At 58.5% G+C, this 20,477-nt stretch carries 23 protein-coding genes, 1 tRNA gene and 2 pseudogenes; 10 read left to right on the plus strand and 16 right to left on the minus strand.

Translation table 11 applies throughout. The features are described 5' to 3' along the window. Positions 1-80: 80 nt before the first annotated feature. The 4 genes from ACYZT9_RS20240 (at position 81) to ACYZT9_RS20255 (ending at position 2,334) form a co-directional block, all read left to right on the plus strand. Entirely contained in the window at positions 81-767 is a 687-nt protein-coding gene (locus ACYZT9_RS20240; RefSeq protein ID WP_017336998.1) for a spermidine synthase, read from the plus strand. A gap of 48 nt (positions 768-815) precedes the next feature. Then, the gene (locus tag ACYZT9_RS20245; protein WP_053156205.1) at positions 816-1,187 is read left to right on the plus strand and encodes a YajD family HNH nuclease; all 372 of its coding nucleotides are present in this window, start codon (positions 816-818) and stop codon (positions 1,185-1,187) included. 207 nt (positions 1,188-1,394) lie between these two features. After that, positions 1,395-1,865 (plus strand): RNA methyltransferase, encoded by a 471-nt coding sequence (locus ACYZT9_RS20250; protein ID WP_462007113.1) that lies wholly within the window; start codon positions 1,395-1,397, stop codon positions 1,863-1,865. 91 nt (positions 1,866-1,956) lie between these two features. After that, entirely contained in the window at positions 1,957-2,334 is a 378-nt protein-coding gene (locus ACYZT9_RS20255) for a YgaP family membrane protein (protein WP_462007114.1), read from the plus strand. 126 nt (positions 2,335-2,460) lie between these two features. Here the strand turns inward: ACYZT9_RS20255 and ACYZT9_RS20260 are convergent, their stop codons facing one another. Further along, entirely contained in the window at positions 2,461-3,690 is a 1,230-nt protein-coding gene (locus tag ACYZT9_RS20260; protein WP_462007115.1) for a hypothetical protein, read from the minus strand. An 18-nt stretch (positions 3,691-3,708) separates the two neighbouring features. Further along, positions 3,709-4,158 (minus strand): YcgN family cysteine cluster protein, encoded by a 450-nt coding sequence (locus ACYZT9_RS20265; protein ID WP_462007116.1) that lies wholly within the window; start codon positions 4,156-4,158, stop codon positions 3,709-3,711. Between the two features lie 167 nt (positions 4,159-4,325). Between ACYZT9_RS20265 and ACYZT9_RS20270 the strand changes: the two genes are divergently transcribed. After that, positions 4,326-4,919, plus strand: a complete 594-nt coding sequence (locus tag ACYZT9_RS20270) for a nitroreductase family protein (protein ID WP_462007117.1) — start codon at positions 4,326-4,328, stop codon at positions 4,917-4,919. Positions 4,920-5,059: 140 nt separating this feature from the next. Here ACYZT9_RS20270 and ACYZT9_RS20275 read toward each other — a convergent pair whose 3' ends face one another. The 6 genes from ACYZT9_RS20275 to ACYZT9_RS20300 form a co-directional block, all read right to left on the minus strand. Then, positions 5,060-5,992: a D-2-hydroxyacid dehydrogenase gene (locus tag ACYZT9_RS20275; RefSeq protein WP_462007118.1), complete on the minus strand. Its 933-nt coding sequence runs from the start codon at positions 5,990-5,992 to the stop codon at positions 5,060-5,062. Positions 5,993-6,112: 120 nt separating this feature from the next. Further along, on the minus strand, positions 6,113-6,406 hold the full coding sequence (locus ACYZT9_RS20280; RefSeq protein ID WP_462007119.1) for a YcgL domain-containing protein: 294 nt from the start codon (positions 6,404-6,406) through the stop codon (positions 6,113-6,115). Next, positions 6,403-7,536, minus strand: coding sequence for a ribonuclease D (rnd, locus tag ACYZT9_RS20285; protein ID WP_462007120.1), 1,134 nt, complete (start codon positions 7,534-7,536; stop codon positions 6,403-6,405). The genes ACYZT9_RS20280 and rnd overlap by 4 nt, the downstream gene beginning before the upstream one ends. A gap of 123 nt (positions 7,537-7,659) precedes the next feature. Further along, on the minus strand, positions 7,660-8,322 hold the full coding sequence (locus ACYZT9_RS20290; RefSeq protein ID WP_462007121.1) for a class I SAM-dependent methyltransferase: 663 nt from the start codon (positions 8,320-8,322) through the stop codon (positions 7,660-7,662). 75 nt (positions 8,323-8,397) lie between these two features. After that, positions 8,398-10,047 (minus strand): phosphoethanolamine transferase, encoded by a 1,650-nt coding sequence (locus ACYZT9_RS20295; protein ID WP_462007122.1) that lies wholly within the window; start codon positions 10,045-10,047, stop codon positions 8,398-8,400. Between the two features lie 168 nt (positions 10,048-10,215). Then, on the minus strand, positions 10,216-11,598 hold the full coding sequence (locus ACYZT9_RS20300; RefSeq protein ID WP_462007123.1) for a glutamine synthetase family protein: 1,383 nt from the start codon (positions 11,596-11,598) through the stop codon (positions 10,216-10,218). Between the two features lie 531 nt (positions 11,599-12,129). Between ACYZT9_RS20300 and ACYZT9_RS20305 the strand changes: the two are divergent. After that, positions 12,130-12,288, plus strand: a pseudogene (locus ACYZT9_RS20305) (MFS transporter); the annotation flags it as partial. A gap of 186 nt (positions 12,289-12,474) precedes the next feature. Here the strand turns inward: ACYZT9_RS20305 and ACYZT9_RS20310 are convergent. Further along, the gene (locus ACYZT9_RS20310) at positions 12,475-12,672 is read right to left on the minus strand and encodes a YegP family protein (protein WP_462007124.1); all 198 of its coding nucleotides are present in this window, start codon (positions 12,670-12,672) and stop codon (positions 12,475-12,477) included. Positions 12,673-13,130: 458 nt separating this feature from the next. Here ACYZT9_RS20310 and ACYZT9_RS20315 point away from each other — a divergent pair, with 458 nt between their 5' ends. Together ACYZT9_RS20315 and ACYZT9_RS20320 are read left to right on the plus strand one after the other, a co-directional pair. Beyond that, the gene (locus ACYZT9_RS20315) at positions 13,131-13,337 is read left to right on the plus strand and encodes a hypothetical protein (protein WP_462007125.1); all 207 of its coding nucleotides are present in this window, start codon (positions 13,131-13,133) and stop codon (positions 13,335-13,337) included. A gap of 164 nt (positions 13,338-13,501) precedes the next feature. Then, positions 13,502-13,765, plus strand: a pseudogene (locus tag ACYZT9_RS20320) (DUF3077 domain-containing protein); the annotation flags it as partial. Positions 13,766-13,881: 116 nt separating this feature from the next. Here ACYZT9_RS20320 and ACYZT9_RS20325 read toward each other — a convergent pair. From ACYZT9_RS20325 to dapA, 5 genes are all read right to left on the minus strand, one after another. Then, a tRNA-Ser gene (locus ACYZT9_RS20325) sits at positions 13,882-13,971 on the minus strand. Between the two features lie 83 nt (positions 13,972-14,054). Beyond that, positions 14,055-14,768 (minus strand): phosphoribosylaminoimidazolesuccinocarboxamide synthase, encoded by a 714-nt coding sequence (gene purC / locus ACYZT9_RS20330; protein WP_462007126.1) that lies wholly within the window; start codon positions 14,766-14,768, stop codon positions 14,055-14,057. A gap of 28 nt (positions 14,769-14,796) precedes the next feature. Further along, complete coding sequence (locus ACYZT9_RS20335; protein ID WP_462007127.1) at positions 14,797-15,555, minus strand: MBL fold metallo-hydrolase; 759 nt, start codon at positions 15,553-15,555, stop codon at positions 14,797-14,799. Positions 15,556-15,559: 4 nt separating this feature from the next. Continuing rightward, positions 15,560-16,675, minus strand: a complete 1,116-nt coding sequence (bamC, locus tag ACYZT9_RS20340) for an outer membrane protein assembly factor BamC (protein WP_462007128.1) — start codon at positions 16,673-16,675, stop codon at positions 15,560-15,562. 17 nt (positions 16,676-16,692) lie between these two features. Next, positions 16,693-17,571 carry a 4-hydroxy-tetrahydrodipicolinate synthase gene (dapA, locus tag ACYZT9_RS20345; RefSeq protein WP_461951454.1) on the minus strand — a complete coding sequence of 293 codons (879 nt, stop codon included), beginning with the start codon at positions 17,569-17,571 and terminating at the stop codon, positions 16,693-16,695. A 328-nt stretch (positions 17,572-17,899) separates the two neighbouring features. Here dapA and ACYZT9_RS20350 point away from each other — a divergent pair, with 328 nt between their 5' ends. Continuing rightward, positions 17,900-18,460, plus strand: a complete 561-nt coding sequence (locus ACYZT9_RS20350) for a glycine cleavage system transcriptional repressor (RefSeq protein ID WP_462007129.1) — start codon at positions 17,900-17,902, stop codon at positions 18,458-18,460. Between the two features lie 10 nt (positions 18,461-18,470). After that, positions 18,471-18,944, plus strand: a complete 474-nt coding sequence (locus tag ACYZT9_RS20355; RefSeq protein WP_462007130.1) for a peroxiredoxin — start codon at positions 18,471-18,473, stop codon at positions 18,942-18,944. A 124-nt stretch (positions 18,945-19,068) separates the two neighbouring features. Here ACYZT9_RS20355 and ACYZT9_RS20360 read toward each other — a convergent pair whose 3' ends face one another. Then, complete coding sequence (locus ACYZT9_RS20360; protein ID WP_462007131.1) at positions 19,069-20,139, minus strand: AI-2E family transporter; 1,071 nt, start codon at positions 20,137-20,139, stop codon at positions 19,069-19,071. Positions 20,140-20,170: 31 nt separating this feature from the next. Further along, complete coding sequence (locus tag ACYZT9_RS20365) at positions 20,171-20,410, minus strand: sulfurtransferase TusA family protein (protein WP_462007132.1); 240 nt, start codon at positions 20,408-20,410, stop codon at positions 20,171-20,173. Between the last annotated feature and the right edge of the window lie 67 nt (positions 20,411-20,477).

A 20,477-nucleotide genomic window follows, 5' to 3' on the forward strand; every position in this document is an offset into this window, starting at 1 on the left:
GCCTTGTGGTCTGGTTGCAGGCTACTCCCAACTGCGTTCGTTTGCCTTCCCCAATACTCCATTCTTCTCAAGAGAGCTCCATGAAACGTTTCGTTCTGCTCGACACCGCTCCCATTCCTGAAAACGGCGGTGCCCTGTGCCTGTTCGAGTACGGCGAGGATTTCGTCATCAAGATTCAGGGTGGCGACGGCGGACAGCTGATGAACACGCGCATGCATGGCTCCGAAGATGCGTTGGCCGAGATCCCGTGTCGTAAAGTTGCTGGCCGGCCGAATTCGCGGGTGTTGATCGGAGGCCTGGGCATGGGTTTCACCCTCGCTTCGGCCCTCAAGCATTTGGGCAAGACCGCAGAAGTCGTGGTCGCCGAACTGGTGCCCGGCGTGGTCGAGTGGAATCGCGGGCCATTGGGCGAAAAAGCCGGCAACCCGTTGCTCGATCAGCGCACGGTGATACGCATGGAAGACGTGGCCAAGGTGCTGCAAGCCGAACCCCAAGGTTTCGATGCCATCATGCTCGACGTCGACAACGGCCCCGAAGGCCTTACCCAGCGGGCCAACAGCTGGCTCTATTCCGCTGGTGGCCTGAGCGCCTGCGCCAAGGCCTTGCGGCCGAAAGGCGTGCTGGCTGTCTGGTCGGCCAGCGCCGACAAGCAGTTTTCCGACAAACTGAAAAAGGCTGGCTTCAAGGCCGAGGAAGTCCAGGTCTTCGCCCACGGCAACAAGGGCACCCGCCACACCATCTGGATTGCCGAGAAGCTCAAGGGCTGAGCTAAACTTCGTTCATAACCGTCATTAGTCTTTTACAAAGGTGAACCCATGAGTTCGTCAACGCCAACCAACACTTCGAAGCTGGACCGCATCCTCGCCGACAACCAGCGCGACAAGGAAATGGGTTACCGCGACAAGGCCCTGAAAATGTACCCGCACGTGTGCGGTCGCTGCGCCCGTGAATTTTCCGGTAAGCGCCTGAGCGAACTGACCGTGCACCACCGCGACCATAACCACGACAACAACCCGCAGGATGGTTCGAACTGGGAGCTGTTGTGCCTTTATTGCCATGACAATGAGCACTCGCGGTACACCGATCAGCAATATTTCGGTGAGGGCTCGTTGAGCACGCCGAAAATCGCCAAAGCGACGCATAACCCGTTTGCGGCGTTGGCGGGGTTGATGAAGAAAGAAGAGTAATCTTCAGCGACTGATCAGGCCTCATCACGAGCAAGCTCGCTCCCACAGTTGATTAGCGGCGATCACAAATACTGCATTCACCGAAAATCCTGTGGGAGCGAGCTTGCTCGCGATAGCGATCGACTGAACACCACCAATCTCCAAACCGAACACCCCTCCCCCAATCCCCGTATAATCGCCGTTTTTTCCCCGGAAGGCACCCCGCTCGTGGCAGACAAACGGTACAGCTGCATTGGTTTGTACAACCCCAAATCACCGGAAAATGTCGGCTCGGTCATGCGCGCCGCTGGCTGCTACAACGTGGCGTCCGTGTTCTACACCGGCAAGCGTTATGAACGCGCCGCCGACTTCGTCACCGACACCAAGCGCGTCCATTACGACATTCCGCTGATCGGCATCGACGACCTGAAAAAGATCCTGCCGCTGGGCTGCGTCCCGGTGGCCGTGGAGCTGGTCGAGGGTGCCCGTTCGCTGCCGGAATACACCCACCCGGATCGCGCGCTGTACATCTTCGGCCCGGAAGACGGCTCGCTGGATAAAGAGATTCGCGACTGGTGCGAAGACGTGGTCTACATCCCGACCACCGGCTGCATGAACCTCGCGGCGACGGTCAACGTCGTGCTCTACGACCGCATGGCCAAGGGCCTCAACACCCGCTCCGGTCCGAAATTCCGCTGAACCGACACACATCCGATGGAACAAGCCGTCCGCCTCGGCAGTCAGCTTAATTACCTGCCGTTGAAGCAGTCATCCAGCCAGGAGACAGATCATGAGCGAACTCAAACACGTAGAGCGCATCGAATCCACCCCGTTCCAGACTCATTCCGGACAGAACGTCCACGGCTGGGAACGCGCCGGCTCCCTCGCCGGCGGCTTGGTGATGGTTGGCAAAGGCCTGCGTCGCGGCGGTCTATTCGGATTGGTCCAGGTGGCCATCGGCGGCGTGGCGCTGGCCCGAGGCATTACCGGCCACTGTTCGGCCAAAAGCCTGCTGGAGAAAAGCCGTCAGGACATGAATAACGTACGGGCGAAAATCGAGCGTGCCGGGGAAGAGTTGGGTCGGTTAAAGGCAAATGCCGAGGCGGCGACCAATACGGCTACAGTGACGGGCAATGATTCTTTGCAATCGCCGAAAGCCGGGGTTTGATCCGGAATAGTCGTTGAGGCTTATGGCCTCTTCGCGAGCAAGCCCGCTCCCACAGGTTTTGTGTCGTTCACACATGTCATGAACGACACAAAACCTGTGGGAGCGGGCTTGCTCGCGAAGGCGGTATTACTGAAGTAACCCGGTATCAAGAACCTTGGAAGACTCGCCAATTACACTCTCGGCCAGCTGAACGAATTCCTTGGTATCCACACTCTCCAACTGCATTGCCCCACGCATCACATCATCCAGTGAACGCTTGTTGCGCGTCTTCAGGCGAATCTCGCGATCCAGTTCCTGTAGCAACAACACCGCTTTGGCGACCTGCGCCGGGTTGACCTGCTCGTCTCGCAGTGTGGTGACCTTCTGGCTGTCCTTGACCAACTTGCCATGCAGACTGTCATACCGCTCGTCACTCATTCCGCCGGCGCGACGCACTAACTCAATGGCGTAATACTCGCCAAGGCCTTCGCTGATCCAGTCACTGCGCTGCTTGTCATTGACCCGCCCAAACACTTGGACCAATTCACGTACCAGCGCGCTGCTGCCGCTTTCGCTGACCAGCGGTAACCGCGTGTTCAGGTAGATCGACTCACGCGCCGACAGGCTGCCCCGCCACATCGGGTCGTTGGCGCCGATGATCAGCAATTTGGCGGGATGACGGGGAAATACGGCCTGCACTTGCGGCCAGACGAACGTCAGCAGCGTCAGCACGTCCATGCGGCGCATGCCCTGCCCCTGCGGCGAGGCGACGGTGACTTCGGTTTCCCCCAGTCGGGTGCGACGGCTGCCGAGGTGGCCGGCAAGCATCCAGCCGGTAGGCCGGTCGAACAGGCGGGAGATGTTATCGATGCGGAACTTGTTCTTGCCGATTCGCGGCCATGCGGTTTCGACGCTTTTCCAGCCGGTGGGCAATTCGAACTCAAGGCGTGAAACCAGCTCGGTGCCATCCTGCTGATCGAGTCTGGCGGCGGGCACCAGATCGTCACCGCGCACCAACGCCCAGGTCGGCGTCATGCGCGTGTTCAAGCTGCCATTCTTGCGGCCATCGCTGATACGTACGCGGTAGGTCAGGCTGGCTTTGTCTGCGGCCGGGCGCCAGACTCCCCGGGCCTGTTTGCCCGGCGTGAGTTGCCACTGGCCGTCGGCCTTGAAGTCGCTGTAGCGACTGCCGTCGCCAAGGTCGAAATCCAGGCTGCGCACCGCCGATCCCTGGGCCAGGGTCAGACGCACTTCAGCCTGGTCGCTTTGCGGCAACAGGCGCACGTGGTAATCCAGATCGACCTTCTTCGCCGCCCACACGGACGAACTCAGGGCCAGCAGCCCCACGGCCAACGCCCGCCGCAATCCCCCAGCCATACACACTCCTTTGTAGAACTAACCTGCGCGGAAAATCAGATGGTCTTCCCAATCGTCTTCGGCCACGCTGCCTTCGGCGAGCATGCGCCCGGACTGGGAAATGCGTTCGTGATGCACGGCATCGCGATCACCGCACACCAGATGATGCCAAAGTGGCAAGTCCTTGCCCTCGCTGACCAAGCGATAACCGCAGGTCGGCGGCAGCCATTTGAATTCATCGGCCTTGCCGGGTGTGAGCTGAATGCAGTCCGGCACGAATTCACGACGGTTAGGGTAATCGCTGCACTGGCAGGTTTTCAGGTCGAGCAACTTGCAGGCGATGCGCGTGTAGTAAACGCTGTTGTCCTCTTCATCCTCGAGCTTTTGCAGGCAGCACAGACCACAACCGTCGCACAGCGATTCCCATTCCTCCTGATCGAGTTGATCGAGGGTTTTTCGTATCCAGAACGGTTCGACTTTGGCGGCCATGGCTCAAGCATCAACATCAGGTGGTGAAAAGGCCGCCAGTCTAGTGCGCAGAGCCTCGCGGGCCAAGCATTGGCGACTGCCGGTAGAATGGGACTTGTCAGTTATTGCGCCGCCCAGTAGGGTTTCGCATCGCCCCCTCACATTCAAATGTCGCAAGGAATCTGTTGATGAGTGCCAACCCACGCGTTGCCGACTACGCCATCCACCCTCAATTCACCGATCGCTGGTCGCCTCGCGCCTTCACCGGCGAAGCCATTCCCGAAGAAACCTTGCTGAGCTTTTTCGAAGCCGCACGCTGGGCGCCATCCGCCTACAACTCGCAACCTTGGCGGTTTCTCTATGCGCGCCGCGATACACCGAACTGGGAGCGTTACCTGGGATTGTTGAACGAATTCAACCGTAGCTGGGCGCAACATGCCTCGGCGCTGGTGATCGTAATCTCGAAAACCACGTTCACGGCACCTGGCGCCACCGAAGAAACCCCGGCCCTGTGGCACACCTTCGACACCGGTTCGGCCTGGGGCCATCTGGCGTTGCAAGCGAGCATCAGCGGCTGGCACACCCATGGCATGGCTGGTTTCGATCAGGAACTGACTCGCAAGGAGCTGAACATCCCTGAAGGTTACGCGCTGCACGCGGCGGTTGCGGTGGGCAAATTGGGCGATAAAGCAACGCTGGCGGACTACCTGCAAGCACGTGAAGAGCCGAGCCCGCGTCGTCCGTTGAGCGAGTTGGCTGCCGAAGGCGATTTCACCCTCTAAGCCACACCGCAAAAACAATGTGGGAGCGGGCTTGCTCGCGAAGGCGGAGTGTCAGTCAATTCAAATGGTGACTGACACACCGCCTTCGCGAGCAAGCCCGCTCCCACAGGTTTTGCACAATATTCAAGTGAGCGGTGGGTTCAGTAGCCGCGATTGAAATCCACTTCCCCGCGCAACGCCTCGCCCGCCTGATACGCCCGCAAATTCTCGACAAACAGCTTCACCATCATCGCCGGCGAAGTCGGCGCTGAACTGTGGCCGGTCAGCAACAAGCCCCAGGCCGTCCAGAACGGATGACGTTGCGGCAATGGTTCCTGACGGCAGACGTCGATCACGGCACCTGCCAGATGCCCTTCCTTCAACGCCTCCACCAGATCCGCATCGACCACCGCCACGCCGCGCCCAACGTTGATGAACAACCCGGTCGGCTTGAACTGCTTGAACAGCGCCGCATCGTACAGATCGTGGGTCGTCGGGGTGTTCGGCAGCAGATTGATCACGTAATCCACTTCACCGACCAAGCGCGGCAAATCCGCCAGCGCGCCCACTTCGACAAACGGTGCCTGCTCCCGGGCTTCGCTGGCAATGCCATACAACTCGACGCCAAACGGCAGCAGAAATCGGGCGACGGTCTGACCGATGTCACCGGTGCCGACGATCAGCACCTTGCGCCCCGCCAGGCTTTGGCCCTGGCGGCTATCCCATTTGCGCTCGACCTGACTGACCAGGCGTGGCAACACTTCGCGCTCGTGGCCGAGCATGTAGGTCAGCACGTACTCAGCCATGACCTGACCGAAAATCCCCACCGCGCGGGTCAAGCGATAGTGGCGTGGCAGGCCGTCGGCCAACAGCGGCGTGATGCCCGCCCAGGTCGATTGCAGCCAATGCGGTTGGTGGCCCTGACGCAGGAGGGTGGCGAGGAGGTCCGGCTGGCCCAGCCAGATCGGACAATCGGCGGCCTGGCGGGCCAGTTCGGCGGAGTCGCCGCTGGTCAGCACTTCCAGATCAGGCGCGGCCTGGCGCAGCAGTTGGGCATATACAGGGTGGTCGTGTTCAGCAATCAGAACGCGCATGGTTCAAACCTTTCAAAAGCAGTGCAGACGGCCGCCGACGGAGGATTGCTCCCTCATCGCGGCCATCGCCAAAATCATTCCAGTGTTTCACGCAGGCTCTGAACAGAGCCTGTCTGCCAATCACATCGGATCGTTGCGTCGCAACAATTCTTCCGGCAAATGTTCGATGTATTCGTCTTCGGCCGGCGGCATTTGCAGGTGGTAACCCTGCTTGTCGAGGTTTTCCAGCACCACGGTGATGTCCTCGCGCGACAGCTTGCGCTCGGGGGTCAACACCAGGTCAAAGGCGTGGTGCGGTTTGCCGAAAGCAGCCATCAGACTGTCCGGGACGCGCTCCAGTGCATCGCTTTTGAGCACATAGAGATACATCTCGTTTTTCTTCAGGCTTCGATAGATGGAGCAAATACGTTTCAAGGCTGTTCTCCGGCAGTGGCCAGGCTGTCGAGCAGCGCCTGGCCCATCAATTCGCGGCGCCAGCCACGCAGCGAATCAGGCAGTTGGTAAGGACCGTTGGGGAAGCCGCTCTTGAGCAGTGCTTCCAGGGTTTTCTTGCGCAGCATCAGCTCCGGCGCAACGTTCAGTCGCTCGGCTTCGGCCTGACCGAGTGCACGCAACTGTTTGATCAGCGCCGCAGCATCCACCGGCAACGGCTCGGGCACAGCAGGCGGCCATTGATCAGGCGACACACTGCCAGAGCGCTTGATCAGATCAAGCAGAAATTCGCCGTCCTGACGTACGGTACGCGGGTGCATGTCTTCAATTTTCGCCAACGCGCCGAGGTTGTCCGGTTGCGTGCGCGCCAGCGGCCACAACGAATGCTCACGGACGATGCGATTGCGCGGCAGGTCACGGGCGCGGGCTTCGCGTTCGCGCCAGGCGCAAAGTTCACGCAGCACGGCGAGTTGAGCGCGGGAGAGCTTCCAGGCCAGTTTGGCTTCGCGATAGACCTCGTACGGATCAACTTCTCGACGCAGGTTGGCCACCAGCTCGGCGCCGTCTTCCAGGACCCAGGCGTATTTGTCGTCAGACAGTTTTGGACGAAGCTGTACGAAAACTTCCGCGAGGTGCAGGGCGTCTTCGGCGGCATAGCTGATCTGAGTGTCGGACAGCGGGCGTTGGAGCCAGTCGGAACGGGTCTCGCCCTTGGGCAGGTCGATGCCGAGCACTTCCTGCACCAGCCGCGAATACCCCATGGAGAAACCGAGATTCAGGTACGCGGCGGCCAGTTGCGTATCAAACAATGGCGCCGGCAGGCTGCCGGTCAGGCGCAGCAACACTTCGAGGTCTTCGCTGCACGCATGCAAGACTTTGACCACGACCGGGTTTTCCAGCAGTGCAGCCAAGGGTTGCCAGTTGTCGATGGTCAAAGGATCAATCAGGTAAGCGCGTACGCCATCGCCGATCTGTAGCAGGCCCGCGATCGGATAAAAGGTGTCGACCCGCATGAATTCGGTGTCGAGGGCAACGTAGGGCAGCTGCTGCCACTCGGCGCAAAACCGGCCGAGGCTATCGTTGTCGCGAATCCAGTGAATATCGATGGCCACACGGCTCTCCCTTGAAGAATGGCGCGCAGTATATATCGCCCCCGGCGATTTCCGCGCCTCCACTGAACAAGAGCTTTAGCGAAAACACCTGCTTGTTGGCAAGAATTGTCTGACGGAGGGAGGTTAGCTGGCCTTGCGCAACACATAGACGCGCATTCGCACGCAACCGGGCAGGAAGTCCTGGTGGCTGAGCAAGCGAAAACCCGCCTGCCTGAACTCGTCTTCCACTTCGGCCTTACTGGCCAGCGGTCGGGCCTTAAATCCATGTGTATCCGGCCGCCGTCGCTTGAAACCGGTATCGATCCGCACCGCCACAATCACCGTATCGCGGCTGACCCGGTGGAATTCGCCCAGCATGGCCAACCGATGCTCGGGACTGGCGATGTGCTGAAACAGTTGCATGCAGAAAATGCAGTCCACCGCATTCGCCGACAAACCGATGGCGAATGCCGAGCTTTGAAAGGTCTTGACCCGTTTCAGCAACTGTTGCGAGTGGTGAGTCGGCGCGTGATCGAGCATTTCCTGAGACGGGTCGGACGCCAGAATCACCCGATTCGCATGCTCGGCCAATACCGGCCAGAAGCGCCCGGCTCCGCAAGCGACGTCAAGAATCAGTCCCGGCTCGCCGGCCACCTTGAGTGCGTTGCGCACCAGTTGCTCGTCACGCCAGAACGCCAGGCGCCCGATGAAACCACGCGGACGCGGCCGCTGACAGACGCGGGCGTGTTCCTGATCGTGGCGTCGGGCGAACTCAAGCTCGATGGCGGAAGGGGGTTGCGCGGACATGTAAGAGGGCTCTTTCAGAAAAAATCTACCGGGCCGCAGGTTAACGACCGCTACGTGAAAAAAAGGTCGTGGCCGTCACTCTTTGGCCAATACACCGTCAATCACCGCACCGCGGCAGCCGGCAAACATATCCAGATCCTGGTTGTAGACCTTGCTGTTGACTTCCAGCAAACCGAGCATCGAATGGAACAGGTTGTCCTGGCTCAACGGCTTTTCCCGGCTCAGTTGCAGGCAATGGGTGTCTACCGAGAACGACTTCTGATAGCTGTCGGAGAACCAGGCCAGCATGGCTACATGCTTTTGCTGATCCGGCGCCATCATGTAAGGCGTGCCGTGAAGGAACAGGTTGTATTCACCCAGGGACTCGCCGTGGTCCGACAGATACAGCATCGCTGTATCGACTTTGTCCTGGTTGCTGCGCAGCAGGTCGATCAGGGTCGATAGCACATGATCGGTGTACACCAGTGTGTTGTCGTAACCATTGACGATACTTTCGCGACTGCAATTGTTCAGCGCATTGCTTTCACAAACCGGGGTAAAGCGTTCGTATTCTTTCGGGTAGCGCTTGAAGTACTCCGGACCGTGACTGCCCATCTGGTGCAAAACCAGCACGGTGTCTTTATCCAGGGTGTCGATGAAGTGTTGCAAACCTTGCAGGAGAATTTCATCGCGGCATTCGCTGTTGGCGCAGAGCACCGGGTCTTTCATGTTGCTGACATCATCCAGGGTGACCCGGTCGCAAGTGCCTTTGCAGCCCGACTGGTTATCGCGCCAGATGACGTCCAGCCCTGCCCGTTTGAGCACATCCAGCAGGCCTTCTTCATTCTTTGCCTTGCTCGCGTTGTAGTCTTTACGGCCCATGTTGGAAAACATGCACGGCACCGAGACGGCGGTTTCCGTGCCGCAGGAATGCACATCGGTGAACGCGATCAGGCCCGCTTCCTTGTCCAGCTTTGGCGTGGTGTCACGGTCGTACCCCAGCACACCAAAGTTCTCCGCCCGGGCACTTTCACCCACGACCAATACGGTCAGGGATTTGCGGCGATGAGTTTGCCAGGCTGGATTTCTCTCGGCGTCCTCTCCAATTTTGACGAAGGGTTGTTGAGCCGAAGCGACCTGCTCGCGCAGGTAGCTGAATGAGGCACCCATGTAGTTGCTCGGAACCACCATCAAGCGCAATTCATGGTGATTGCGAAACAGCGAGGACAGGCCCTGATAGTTAACCAGCGCGACACCACCAATGACGGTAACCGACGCAACACTCACCAAAATCTTACTTAATAACTCACGATGCCAGCGACGGTAATTAACTGGCACCTTCCACAATAGCCACGAGGGCAAAACACCGAGCAACACAATATAAACAATCAACTTTGCGGAGAGTAAGCCACGCACTTCTGTGACATTGGTTTCGGCAAAATTACGCAACATGCCGGCATCAATTAAAACACCGTATTGACTCATAAAGTACGCAACACCCGCGCTGATCATAAAGATAAGCGTGAGCACAGGTTTCATAACGGGCCGGAACGCCAGCAGCGTCAGCACCAGGTTGAAGACCGCCAGAATCATCAAGCCGAAAGCCACACGTATGGCGACCCCTTTACCGTCGGCCGCAGTGATTTCAAACAGGTGTTGCCAGAGCGCTGAATTGAAGCCCGCCAATAGAAAGGCACTGGCAAACAACGTCACCCACTCCGGGCGCACGGCTTTAAACTTCAACATGATGATCGGCTGTTCCTGAAAAGAAGTGCTGTCGATAAATGTGAAAATTTCATTTACCGCGACAGCACTAACTTTAGGCATCCAACCATCAATTTTTTGTGAAAAAGAAGCCAACGATTAGTTGGCTTATGGGACTGAGTTATAACTTAAGTTGTATTTGAGAATGGTTCAGGCGTGATTCAGGTACCAGCGCCAATCCTGCTCACCCACTTCGCCCATGAACTGGCGATACTCGGCACGTTTGACGGCAAGGTAAACGCCGAGAAACTCTCCACCAAAGGCCTCCCGCGCCCAAGTCGAACCTTCTAGCGCGCGCAAAGTGGTCAGCCAGTCGGTGGGCAAGAGTTCCGTGGCCTGGGCGTAACCATTACCTTCAACCGGCGCCCCCGGGTCCAGTTGTTCACGAATGCCGCGATGGATGCCGGCCAGAATCGCCGCAGCCGCCAGATACGGATTGGCGTCGGCGCCGCAAATGCGATGTTCGATGTGCCGCGAGAACGCCGGCCCGCCCGGCACGCGTAAACTCACGGTGCGATTGTCCACGCCCCAAGTGGCGGCCAGCGGCGCGTAGCTGTTGGTCTGGAAACGACGGTAGGAGTTGGCGTTCGGACAGAACAGCAGCAACGAATCGAGCAAGGTGCTGAGCATGCCGCCAACCGCCTGTTTAAGCAGCGGCGTACCGTCCGTGGCTTCGCTGGCGAACAGGTTATTACCGTCCTTGTCCGCAAGGCTGACATGCATATGCATGCCAGTGCCGGCCAGGTCATCGAAAGGTTTGGCCATGAAGCACGCGGTCATCCCGTGTTTGTGCGCCACGCCCTTGACCAGACGTTTGTAGCGCACGGCTTCATCCATCGCCTGCAAAGCGTCGGTGCGATGCTCAAGGGTAATTTCCACTTGTCCCGGCGCATATTCGGAGATCGCAGTGCGCGCCGGAATGCCCTGGAGTTTGCAGGCGCTGTACAGGTCGGCAAGGAACGGCTCGATCTGCTCGAGTTCGCGCAAGCCGTAGACCTGAGTGCCACGCGGACGTCCGCCATCAACGTCTCGCGCCGGTTGTGGCCGACCATTGCTGTCGCGCTGCTGATCCAGCAGGTAGAACTCCAGTTCCGCCGCCATCACCGGGTAATAACCGTCCGCCTGCAAGCCTTCAATCACCTTCGCCAACAAATGGCGCGGGTCGGCGATGGTCGCCGGCATGCCCTCCTTCGGGTGCATGCTGACCTGCACCGCCGCCGTCGGAATCAATCGCCACGGCATGCGCGTCAAACTTCCGCTGATCGGGTAGGCCCGGCAATCGATATCGCCCACGTCCCACACCAGCCCGGAGTTTTCCACATCATCGCCGTTGATGGTCAGGCCCAGAATGGTGCTCGGTAGGGGCCGACCGCTCTCGTATACCGCCAGCAGTTCATCGCGATGCAACAACTTGCCCCGTGGTACGCCGTTGTTGTCGAGGATGAACAACTCGAACATCTCGATATCCGGATTCTGTTCAAGAAAGGTCAGCGCTTCTTGCTTCGTGGCGAAGGATGTCGTGGCACAACTCATAGGAATTCTCGTTTTTCCGCGTCAGGCAAACGCACGCGCTGCCGGTTTGATCCCTGCGCACAGCGCGGGACCTGTAAGAACAATCAACGGGAAAGGCAGGAATCCGGCGGGCGCGCGTGACGGCAATGCCACAGCGCCCAAAAGGCAAGTTCGGAAGGAAGTGCGACTGGACAACCGTCCATAGAAAAGACCGCAGTAAACAGATGAGCAGCAGCGTCACATGGCGGGATAAGCCGTTAAATCCGGATTTGATGAACTTTGGGTGTGAATTGGCTAAACATTCAATGACCGCTTATGAACATGATCTACCAGACAATAAATGCCCATGTGGGAGCGAGCTTGCTCGCGATAGCGACAGGTCAGTCACCCTGCCTTTTGAATGTTAGACCGCTATCGCGAGCAAGCTCGCTCCCACAGGGGTTCTCTGTTGCTCCAGAGTATTTAATTTCTAGATCCTGCGCCGGACTTTCTGATTTGCGGGTTCCAGCCCTCGCGCGCCTAATCGGGTCCTGGTCATTCAAGGTCCAATCAATGGAGAACGTTCGCGCAATTTCCCACCCTGCCCTGTGGTTGATGGTCAGCATCATTCTCGTCGCCCTGAACCTGCGCCCGTCCATGGCGGCGGTCGGCCCTTTGCTGTCGGCGATTCGTGGGGACATCCCGCTGAGTTTCAGCCTGGCCTCGCTGCTGCGCCACATCGGCATTCAGCCCGGGCAAGTTGGCGGTGTATTCCATGTGCAGGTGAGGCATGACGTGGCTCCTTGAGGTTGGCGCATAGGTCGTACATATATCACAGAGTTGTCTTGCTCACGGGGCTGCCTCAAAGCGCTTGCGCGCTTGAAAACGAAGCTGCTCTGATTGAACAGCTTCACGGTTTCAAGCCTGGATTTCCTTCATCGGCGTTTGATCGTGGGTGCCCCTGATCAGGCTGATGGCATGCACGCAATCCGCCTTGTTGACATATGCCTCGCCGCTGGCAATCGTTTCGTTGTTCCCCGCCCTCAAACGCCACCGCCATTGACCTTTGCCAGTATGGGGGGTGCCACGGGTTTGCCTGTAAATCTCGAAGTACATTGATCGCTCCTTGCGATGGCTGATAACGGCAGATCAGTGACATGCGAAACCAGAATAGATGAGGTTTTGGGGCGGCGAGCCTTCGCAGTGTCAGGGGATATTTCAACGGAAAATCCTTTGAATCCCGGGGCTGCCAATGGATTTGGAGGGCGGTAATTCGAGCTACTCGGCCAAGTAATTTTTCCTGTGAACAGGCTTATTTTTCTTACGCGAGAACGACGCCGATTCTCACAAACAAACGGAAGGCTGGGTGCCTTACAGGTCCAGCCGCTGCGCGGTGGGTTTAGCGATGGGCTTTTTTCGTTTAGTGCAGAGGCAAACTGCAGCTTCGTCTGACATCCCTTTCCTGATTTGTCCAAGCCACTGGCGGCCAGCTGCTCAGCCCCTAAGCTCTGCAACGTGCGGGGCGAATGGCCCTGTCCATCAACAATCATGCAAACTCAAAAGGAGCCTTTGCAATGGCTAGAGATAAAGCGAAAGACGACAAACACTTCAACTGCACCCAGGCCCATGAAGCCGACTACGTCGCAGGCCTTTACCCTCATGCAAAGGAAGAGGTCAAAACATTCCTGGCATCGGCCTGTAAGGACAAGACCCTGCACAACTCCACCCACAGGGATGTCTACGATCTGATCAAGAGGAAACTGGGTCACTCCCAGCCGTAAGATTGGCGGGCTAATACGAAGCTGCTCTGATTGAGCAGCTTCACCACCTTTTTAGAGCCGCACCCAGCCGACTGACTCGCCGTGAAGTTCTCCTCAATGCAATTCCAAGTCGTATAAACCTCACCGCTCCACCTCACCTGCTGCCTCATTGAAGGGGGTGGAAAATGGGCGATAAACCCGAGCTGACGACCATTGGCCTAACTCCGTTCCACTATTGCTCCAACCAGCTGTTGTTTCGCGTAAATCCCGGCGTACCTGTCGGGATTGCTTTGGCGCAAGCATCTGACCTTCTGTACCTGGCCAAGCTGCTGACTGCCGATGCGGCTTACGCCAAGGACACCGATAGACATGCTTGGGCAGCACATCATTTGACCGCCATGAGCAAGGCAGTTGTGGATGATGTACACAAGGTGTTGACGAGGTGGCCACCGGTGAAAACCGACGCCTGGTACTTACTTGTAGGCGCCCCTAAAAATGCCCTAAAAAATCTACAGAAACGAAAAAGCCCCGTAGCTTATTCAGCTACGGGGCTTTTTCTGTGTAATGGCGGAGAGATAGGGATTCGAACCCTAGGTACCGGTGAAGGTACAACGGATTTCGAATCCGTCCCATTCGGCCACTCTGGCATCTCTCCAACGGCGCGCATCATAACAACACTTTCGCCGGAAGCGAACCCCCTAAGCGAAATTTTTCCGTGCTATCAGATGCTTGCGTCGATTAAAGCGGTACGCCCAGACGATTGGCGACTTCTTCATAGGCTTCGATGACGTCACCGAGTCCCTGACGGAAGCGATCCTTGTCCATTTTCTTGCCGGTCGCTTTGTCCCACAGACGGCAGCCGTCCGGGCTGAACTCGTCGCCCAGGACGATGGAGCCGTCGGAGAACACGCCGAATTCGAGTTTGAAGTCGACCAGCAGCAGGCCGGCGTCGTCGAACAGTCTGCTCAGGACTTCGTTGACCTTGAGCGACAGTTCTTTCATGCGAACCAGTTGCTCGGCGGTGCCCCAACCGAAGGCAACAACATGGGATTCGTTGATGAACGGGTCGCCCTTGGCGTCGTCCTTCAGGAACAGTTCGAAGGTGTAAGGGTTGAGCTTCATGCCTTCTTCGACGCCAAGGCGCTTGACCAGGCTGCCGGCCGCGTAGTTACGCACGACGCATTCGACCGGGATCATGTCGAGTTTTTTCACCAGGCATTCGTTGTCGCCCAGCAGTTTGTCGAACTGGGTCGGCACGCCGGCGGCTTCGAGTTTCTGCATGATGAAGGCGTTGAACTTGTTGTTCACCATGCCTTTGCGGTCGAGCTGCTCGATGCGCTTGCCGTCGAACGCCGAGGTGTCGTTGCGAAACAGCAGGATCAAGCGGTCAGCGTCGTCGGTCTTGAAAACCGATTTGGCTTTGCCGCGGTAGAGTTCTTCACGTTTTTCCATGATGGGCTCCGCTTGCTAAGTAGGTGGGCTAGGCGATGTGTCGCCAGTCGAGCCCTGAATCTTGATCGGCCAGTTGCAGCCAGTCCGGGTCGCACCCGAGGGTGTCGACAAAACATTGCCGGGCCAGCTGCGGCAGGTTGTTCTTGCTGCTCAGATGGGCCAGGACCAGGTGTTGCAGGCCTTGCCAGCCTAACTCGGCCACCAGGAATGCCGCCTGATGGTTGTTCAAATGTCCCAGCTCACCGCCTACCCGCTGCTTGAGAAAGTACGGGTAGTGACCGCGAGCCAGCATGTCACGGCAATGGTTGGCCTCGATCATCAACGCATCGAGGTCACGATAGCCGTCCAATACCTTGTTGCAATACGAGCCCAGATCCGTCAACAGGCCGAAGCGCCGCTCACCATCACTGAATACATATTGCGTCGGCTCCTGCGCATCGTGGGCCACGGCAATGACGCCGATGCTCAGTGCGCCGACCTGCAGTTGCTCGCCGGCGGCCAAAAGGCCAGCCGGTTCAATCGGTTTGCGCATTCCGCGCAGGGTGCCGCGACTGAGGTAGACAGGCAGATTGTAGCGCCGAGACAGCAAGCCCACGCCATGCACGTGGTCGGCATGTTCGTGGGTCACCAGTATCGCGCTCAGTTGCGCCGGGTTGACACCCAGGCGCAATAGGCGTTTTTCGGTTTCCCGCAGGGAGAAACCACAATCCACCAGCACATACGTATCAGCGCTGGCTATCAGCGTGCCGTTCCCTCGGCTACCGCTGCCGAGAACGGCAAAACGCATGTGATCAGCCCAGGTTGTCCTGAATCACGCTCAACACTTTACGCGCCACGTCAGCCGGCGCCACGGTGTTGATGTTTTTCTCGACGGTGACCTGAACGTTGTCGCCGACTTTGCTCAGGCGAACCTGGTAGCGCTCGGCGCGGGCTTCCACTTCTTCCTTGCTCGGCGCACTGCCGAACAGACTGCCGAAGAAGCCAGACTTCTCGTCTTTCTTCTCGGCTTTTTCAGACAGGTTGATGTAGTAAAGGCCCAGGCTACGGTTGATGTCTTCAACGCGCCACTCGCCCTGTTCCAGCGCACGACCGACACTCGACCAGGCACGATCCAGGTCATTCCCGAGGTTCAGAACCGGGTTGCCGCTACCGTCTTCGCTCAGGCTGACGCGACTTGGCGTATCGAAATCACGCGAAGCCAGCATCGAGACCGAACCGCCCTTCTCCGAGATGCGGCTCATGCTCGCGAGCATGTCGTCGACCAGTGCCGCGTCCAGGCCGGTGTTGACCGAACGGTTGGTAAAGGCCACATCGGCGGTGCTGCCGGCAGGACGTTCGGCGCTGACCACATAGACTTCACTGGTGTTGCGCTGCACGCCGGGCTCGATGCGCACCCGCACGCGGGTTTCGCTGTCAGCGCCGACACCGGCTGCGCTCAGGCGCTTGGCCATCGCTGCGGACAGTTCGTCGGAACGCTGCCAGATGGTGGTGAATTCGCCGGTTTGCGGACGCTGTTCATCCAAACGGAAACCGTTGTCCTGGAAGAACTGCACAGCGACTGGCCAGACTTCGGCTGGCGGGTTTTGTGCCAGGATCGAACTCGAATTACCGCTCTTCTGCAGCGTGTAGGCGCTGGCGTCTGCTCCCGCCGACAACGGCTGCGGACGAGGCACGATGTATTCGCCCTTGACGGTGTCATCGGCCACGTTGCGCGGAATCGGCAACAACGGGTCCAGACGTTTGGCGGTGCTGACGTCCGTTGGCAATTGCATGGGTGCAGTCTGTTGCGCTTCCAGGTAATCGCTACCACGGTCACGGAAATAACCTTCCGGGCCCCAGACCCATCCACAGCCACTGGTGCTGGAGATAATCAAGGCAAGTGCGGAAAGTCCGGCCAATCGCTTCATGCGTAGTGCTTCCTCAATTAAACCAGGACGCCGGACTGGCGCATGGCCTGTCGCAGCGGTTCGTGACAGGCGGCGCTGAGCCAGGTGAGCGGCAGACGGATTCCGTCCGGCATCAAGCCCATTTCATGCAGTGCCCATTTCACGGGGATAGGATTGGATTCGATAAACAGGGTTTTATTGAGCGGCATCAGCTTTTCATGAATCGCGCGAGCCGTGACGGCGTCGCCTTTCAGGGCAGCGTTGCACAGGTCGGCCATGTCGCGCGGGGCAACGTTGGCGGTCACCGAGATATTGCCTTTGCCGCCCAGCAGAATCAGCTCGACCGCGGTGGCGTCGTCACCGGAGATCACCAGGAAGTCTTTGCTGACGCCGGCGAGGATGGCTTTTGCACGATCGAGGTCGCCGGTGGCTTCCTTGATGCCGATGATGTTTTTCACTGTCGACAGACGGATAACGGTCTCGGCCTGCATGTCGCAGGCCGTACGGCCAGGCACGTTATAAAGGATTTGCGGGATGTCGACGGCCTCGGCGATGGCCTTGAAGTGCTGGTACAAACCTTCCTGGGTCGGCTTGTTGTAATACGGCGTCACCAGCAGGCAGGCGTCGGCGCCGGCGGTCTTCGCATTGGTAGTCAGCTCGATGGCTTCGCGCGTCGAGTTGGCGCCGGTGCCGGCGATCACCGGAATGCGCCCCGCCACCTGCTTGACCACGTAACGAATCACTTCGATGTGCTCGTTCACGTCTAGCGTGGCCGATTCACCTGTCGTTCCGACCGCCACGATGGCGTGGGTGCCATTTTGCAGGTGAAAGTCCACCAGTTTGCTCAGGCTGTCCCAGTCGAGACGACCCTGTGCATCCATGGGTGTGACCAGTGCCACCATACTGCCCGCAATCATGCAACCGCTCCTGCCGGAAAAAGAGAGCCGTAATGGTACTGGCGCCAAGATGCTTGTACAAGCGAAGTACTGCGCTGCTGCCATTCCCCTTGGCGCTGCTTTTCGCTACCCTTCAGACTTTGATCGGTACTGACACGCTCGTACGCCGGGTTTCAGCCTCCCTTTTCGGGATCACAAGCCCCGATCCAGCGTTGCCACCCTTCGCTCTTGCCTTAATGGAGCACGTTGCAACCTTCGGCCCGGGTTTTCTGAGTTCGCATCCGAAGGCTCGCCTCCGGTAGTAAAAGCCCGTAAAAGTATCGACCGCTCATCGCTTTAGGAATGCTGCATGTCCACCCCCACAGTTCGCGAACAATTCCTTGTCATCAGTGCCCTCGGCGCCAACCCCATGGAGCTGACTAACGTCCTGTGCCGTGCCAGCCATGAAAACCGCTGCGCCGTGGTCACCTCCCGCCTGACCCGCCATGGTGAGTGCAGTGCGTTGATCCTTGAGATCTCCGGCAGCTGGGACGCCTTGGCGCGCCTCGAAGGCAGCCTACCGAGCCTCGCCAAGAAGCACGCCTTCACGGTCAACGTGGTGCGTAGCGCGGCGCTGGAGAACCGCCCTCAGGCCCTGCCCTACGTCGCCTATGTCAGCTCGGCCTATCGCTCGGACATCATCAACGAGCTCTGCCAGTTCTTCACGGACCACAACGTCGAACTGGAAAACCTGACCTGCGACACCTATCAGGCACCGCAAACCGGCGGCACCATGCTCAACGCCACGTTTACCGTGACGTTGCCGGCCGGCGTGCAGATCAGTTGGTTGCGCGATCAGTTCCTGGATTTCGCCGACGCGCTGAACCTGGATGCCCTGATCGAACCGTGGCGCCCACAAAACCCAATGTAAGGAAGCTTTAATGGCCGTTGCCATCGACCAACCGGTTGCCGACTTCGAAGCCCCCGCCACCAGCGGACAGACCATCAGTCTCGCGGATCTCAAAGGCAAGCAAGTGGTGATCTACTTCTATCCGAAGGACAGCACGCCGGGTTGCACGACCCAGGGCCAGGGCTTTCGCGATCAGTTGGACGCCTTTAAAGCGGCTGACACTGAAGTCTTCGGCGTGTCGCGTGACAGCCTGAAATCTCACGAAAACTTCAAAGCCAAGCAAGCTTTCAACTTCGAGCTGATCAGCGACAAGGAAGAAGCGCTGTGCCAGCTGTTTGACGTGATCAAGCTGAAGAAGCTATATGGCAAGGAATACATGGGCGTTGATCGCAGCACATTTCTGATTGATAAGGAGGGTGTACTGCGTCAGGAATGGCGTGGAGTGAAGGTGCCGGGGCATGTGGAGGCGGTTTTGACGGCGGCTCAGGCGTTGAATAAGGCCTGATTATTTGGCGCCTGTTTTGACGCCTTCGCGAGCAAGCCCGCTCCCACAGGGCCGCATCAATCCTGTGGGAGCGGGCTTGCCCGCGAAGAGGCCATCAGCCTCAACGAGTAATCGGGGCTGGCCGCTAAAGCAGCGGCGCCACCACTGGCTCCTTTCTCGGCCAGGCATCCAGCACTGCCTTGAACAAGGTCGCCAAGGGAATCGCAAAGAACACACCCCAGAATCCCCATAACCCGCCAAACAACAACACCGCACAGATAATCGCCACCGGATGCAGGTTGACCGCTTCGGAGAACAGCAGCGGCACCAGTACGTTTCCGTCCAGCACCTGGATGATTCCGTAGACCGCCATCAAATAGATGAACTGATCGCTCCAGCCCCACTGGAACAGTGCAATCAGCAGTACCGGCACGGTCACCACCACGGCCCCGACATAAGGCACCACCACCGACACCCCCACCAACAGCGCCAGCAGCGCCGCGTAGTTGAGCCCCAGAACGACGAAACCGATGTAGGTCGCGCCACCGCAGATGAAGATCTCGATGACCTTGCCGCGGATGTAGTTAGCGATCTGCCGATTCATCTCGTGGGCGACGCGGGTGAGCAGCGCGCGCTCGCGGGGCAAGTAACCGCGAACCCACTGACCGATCATTTCCCGGTCCTTGAGAAAGAAAAACACCAGAATCGGCACCAACACCAGGTAAATCATGATGTTGACCAACAGCGGCAGACTCGACAGCGAGAAGGTCAGCGCCCATTGACCGAACTTGCCGATTTCGCCCCGCGCCACTTCAATGGCCTGCAGAACCTGTTCGTCGGAGACCAGATGCGGATAGCGCTCGGGCAGCAGCAACAACAGCGATTGCCACTTGGCGAGCATGCCCGGCAGTTCATTGAACAATGTGATCAGCTGATGCCAGAGCAACGGCACCACGACCACGATGAATACCAGCAATACCCCCATGAACAATGCAAAGACCAACCCCACAGCCACGCCGCCCGGCATGCGCAAGCGTTCAAGGGTCACCACCAGTCCCTGCATCAGATAAGCCAGCACCATCCCTGCCAGCACTGGCGCGAGCATACCGCCCAGCGTCAGGACGGCCGTAAACGCCAGAAACAGCAAAACCGCCAGCACTACGGCTTCTTCGTCGGAAAAGTAGCGCTGAATCCAGTCGCGTAACACCTTGAACATCAATAATCCCTAGCAACGAACGCAGCAGTCTTCAGGCTTTTTTCAACCAATAGCGATAAACGCCCATTTCATCTTCTTCACGCAGCAGCGTATGACCGGCCAATCGGACAAAGGTGCGGAAGTCGCGCTGCGAGCCAGCATCGGTGGCGATCACCTTAAGCACCGCGCCGCTGGCCATGCGATTGAGTTCCAGCTTGGCCTTGAGCAGCGGCAACGGACAATTCAGGCCGCTGGCGTCCAGCTCGGCGTCATGGGCTACAGCGTCGGTCATTGCGTCACTCCGGGTCAGGTGGTCGATCGGCTTAGAATATCTGGTCCGAAGCGAGCTGTCCGGCTAC

This window comes from Pseudomonas sp. ZT5P21 (assembly GCF_054897785.1).

What these genes read in the sequence shown, in the direction of transcription:
- ACYZT9_RS20240 (WP_017336998.1), top strand. Translation starts at nt 81, where the DNA reads ATGAAACGTTTCGTTCTGCTCGACACCGCTCCCATTCCTGAAAACGGC.
- ACYZT9_RS20245 (WP_053156205.1), top strand. Translation starts at nt 816, where the DNA reads ATGAGTTCGTCAACGCCAACCAACACTTCGAAGCTGGACCGCATCCTC.
- ACYZT9_RS20255 (WP_462007114.1), top strand. Translation starts at nt 1,957, where the DNA reads ATGAGCGAACTCAAACACGTAGAGCGCATCGAATCCACCCCGTTCCAG.
- ACYZT9_RS20260 (WP_462007115.1), bottom strand. Translation starts at nt 3,690, where the DNA reads ATGGCTGGGGGATTGCGGCGGGCGTTGGCCGTGGGGCTGCTGGCCCTG.
- ACYZT9_RS20265 (WP_462007116.1), bottom strand. Translation starts at nt 4,158, where the DNA reads ATGGCCGCCAAAGTCGAACCGTTCTGGATACGAAAAACCCTCGATCAA.
- ACYZT9_RS20270 (WP_462007117.1), top strand. Translation starts at nt 4,326, where the DNA reads ATGAGTGCCAACCCACGCGTTGCCGACTACGCCATCCACCCTCAATTC.
- ACYZT9_RS20275 (WP_462007118.1), bottom strand. Translation starts at nt 5,992, where the DNA reads ATGCGCGTTCTGATTGCTGAACACGACCACCCTGTATATGCCCAACTG.
- ACYZT9_RS20290 (WP_462007121.1), bottom strand. Translation starts at nt 8,322, where the DNA reads ATGTCCGCGCAACCCCCTTCCGCCATCGAGCTTGAGTTCGCCCGACGC.
- ACYZT9_RS20295 (WP_462007122.1), bottom strand. Translation starts at nt 10,047, where the DNA reads ATGTTGAAGTTTAAAGCCGTGCGCCCGGAGTGGGTGACGTTGTTTGCC.
- ACYZT9_RS20300 (WP_462007123.1), bottom strand. Translation starts at nt 11,598, where the DNA reads ATGAGTTGTGCCACGACATCCTTCGCCACGAAGCAAGAAGCGCTGACC.
- ACYZT9_RS20310 (WP_462007124.1), bottom strand. Translation starts at nt 12,672, where the DNA reads ATGTACTTCGAGATTTACAGGCAAACCCGTGGCACCCCCCATACTGGC.
- ACYZT9_RS20315 (WP_462007125.1), top strand. Translation starts at nt 13,131, where the DNA reads ATGGCTAGAGATAAAGCGAAAGACGACAAACACTTCAACTGCACCCAG.
- purC (WP_462007126.1), bottom strand. Translation starts at nt 14,768, where the DNA reads ATGGAAAAACGTGAAGAACTCTACCGCGGCAAAGCCAAATCGGTTTTC.
- ACYZT9_RS20335 (WP_462007127.1), bottom strand. Translation starts at nt 15,555, where the DNA reads ATGCGTTTTGCCGTTCTCGGCAGCGGTAGCCGAGGGAACGGCACGCTG.
- bamC (WP_462007128.1), bottom strand. Translation starts at nt 16,675, where the DNA reads ATGAAGCGATTGGCCGGACTTTCCGCACTTGCCTTGATTATCTCCAGC.
- dapA (WP_461951454.1), bottom strand. Translation starts at nt 17,571, where the DNA reads ATGATTGCGGGCAGTATGGTGGCACTGGTCACACCCATGGATGCACAG.
- ACYZT9_RS20350 (WP_462007129.1), top strand. Translation starts at nt 17,900, where the DNA reads ATGTCCACCCCCACAGTTCGCGAACAATTCCTTGTCATCAGTGCCCTC.
- ACYZT9_RS20355 (WP_462007130.1), top strand. Translation starts at nt 18,471, where the DNA reads ATGGCCGTTGCCATCGACCAACCGGTTGCCGACTTCGAAGCCCCCGCC.
- ACYZT9_RS20360 (WP_462007131.1), bottom strand. Translation starts at nt 20,139, where the DNA reads ATGTTCAAGGTGTTACGCGACTGGATTCAGCGCTACTTTTCCGACGAA.
- ACYZT9_RS20365 (WP_462007132.1), bottom strand. Translation starts at nt 20,410, where the DNA reads ATGACCGACGCTGTAGCCCATGACGCCGAGCTGGACGCCAGCGGCCTG.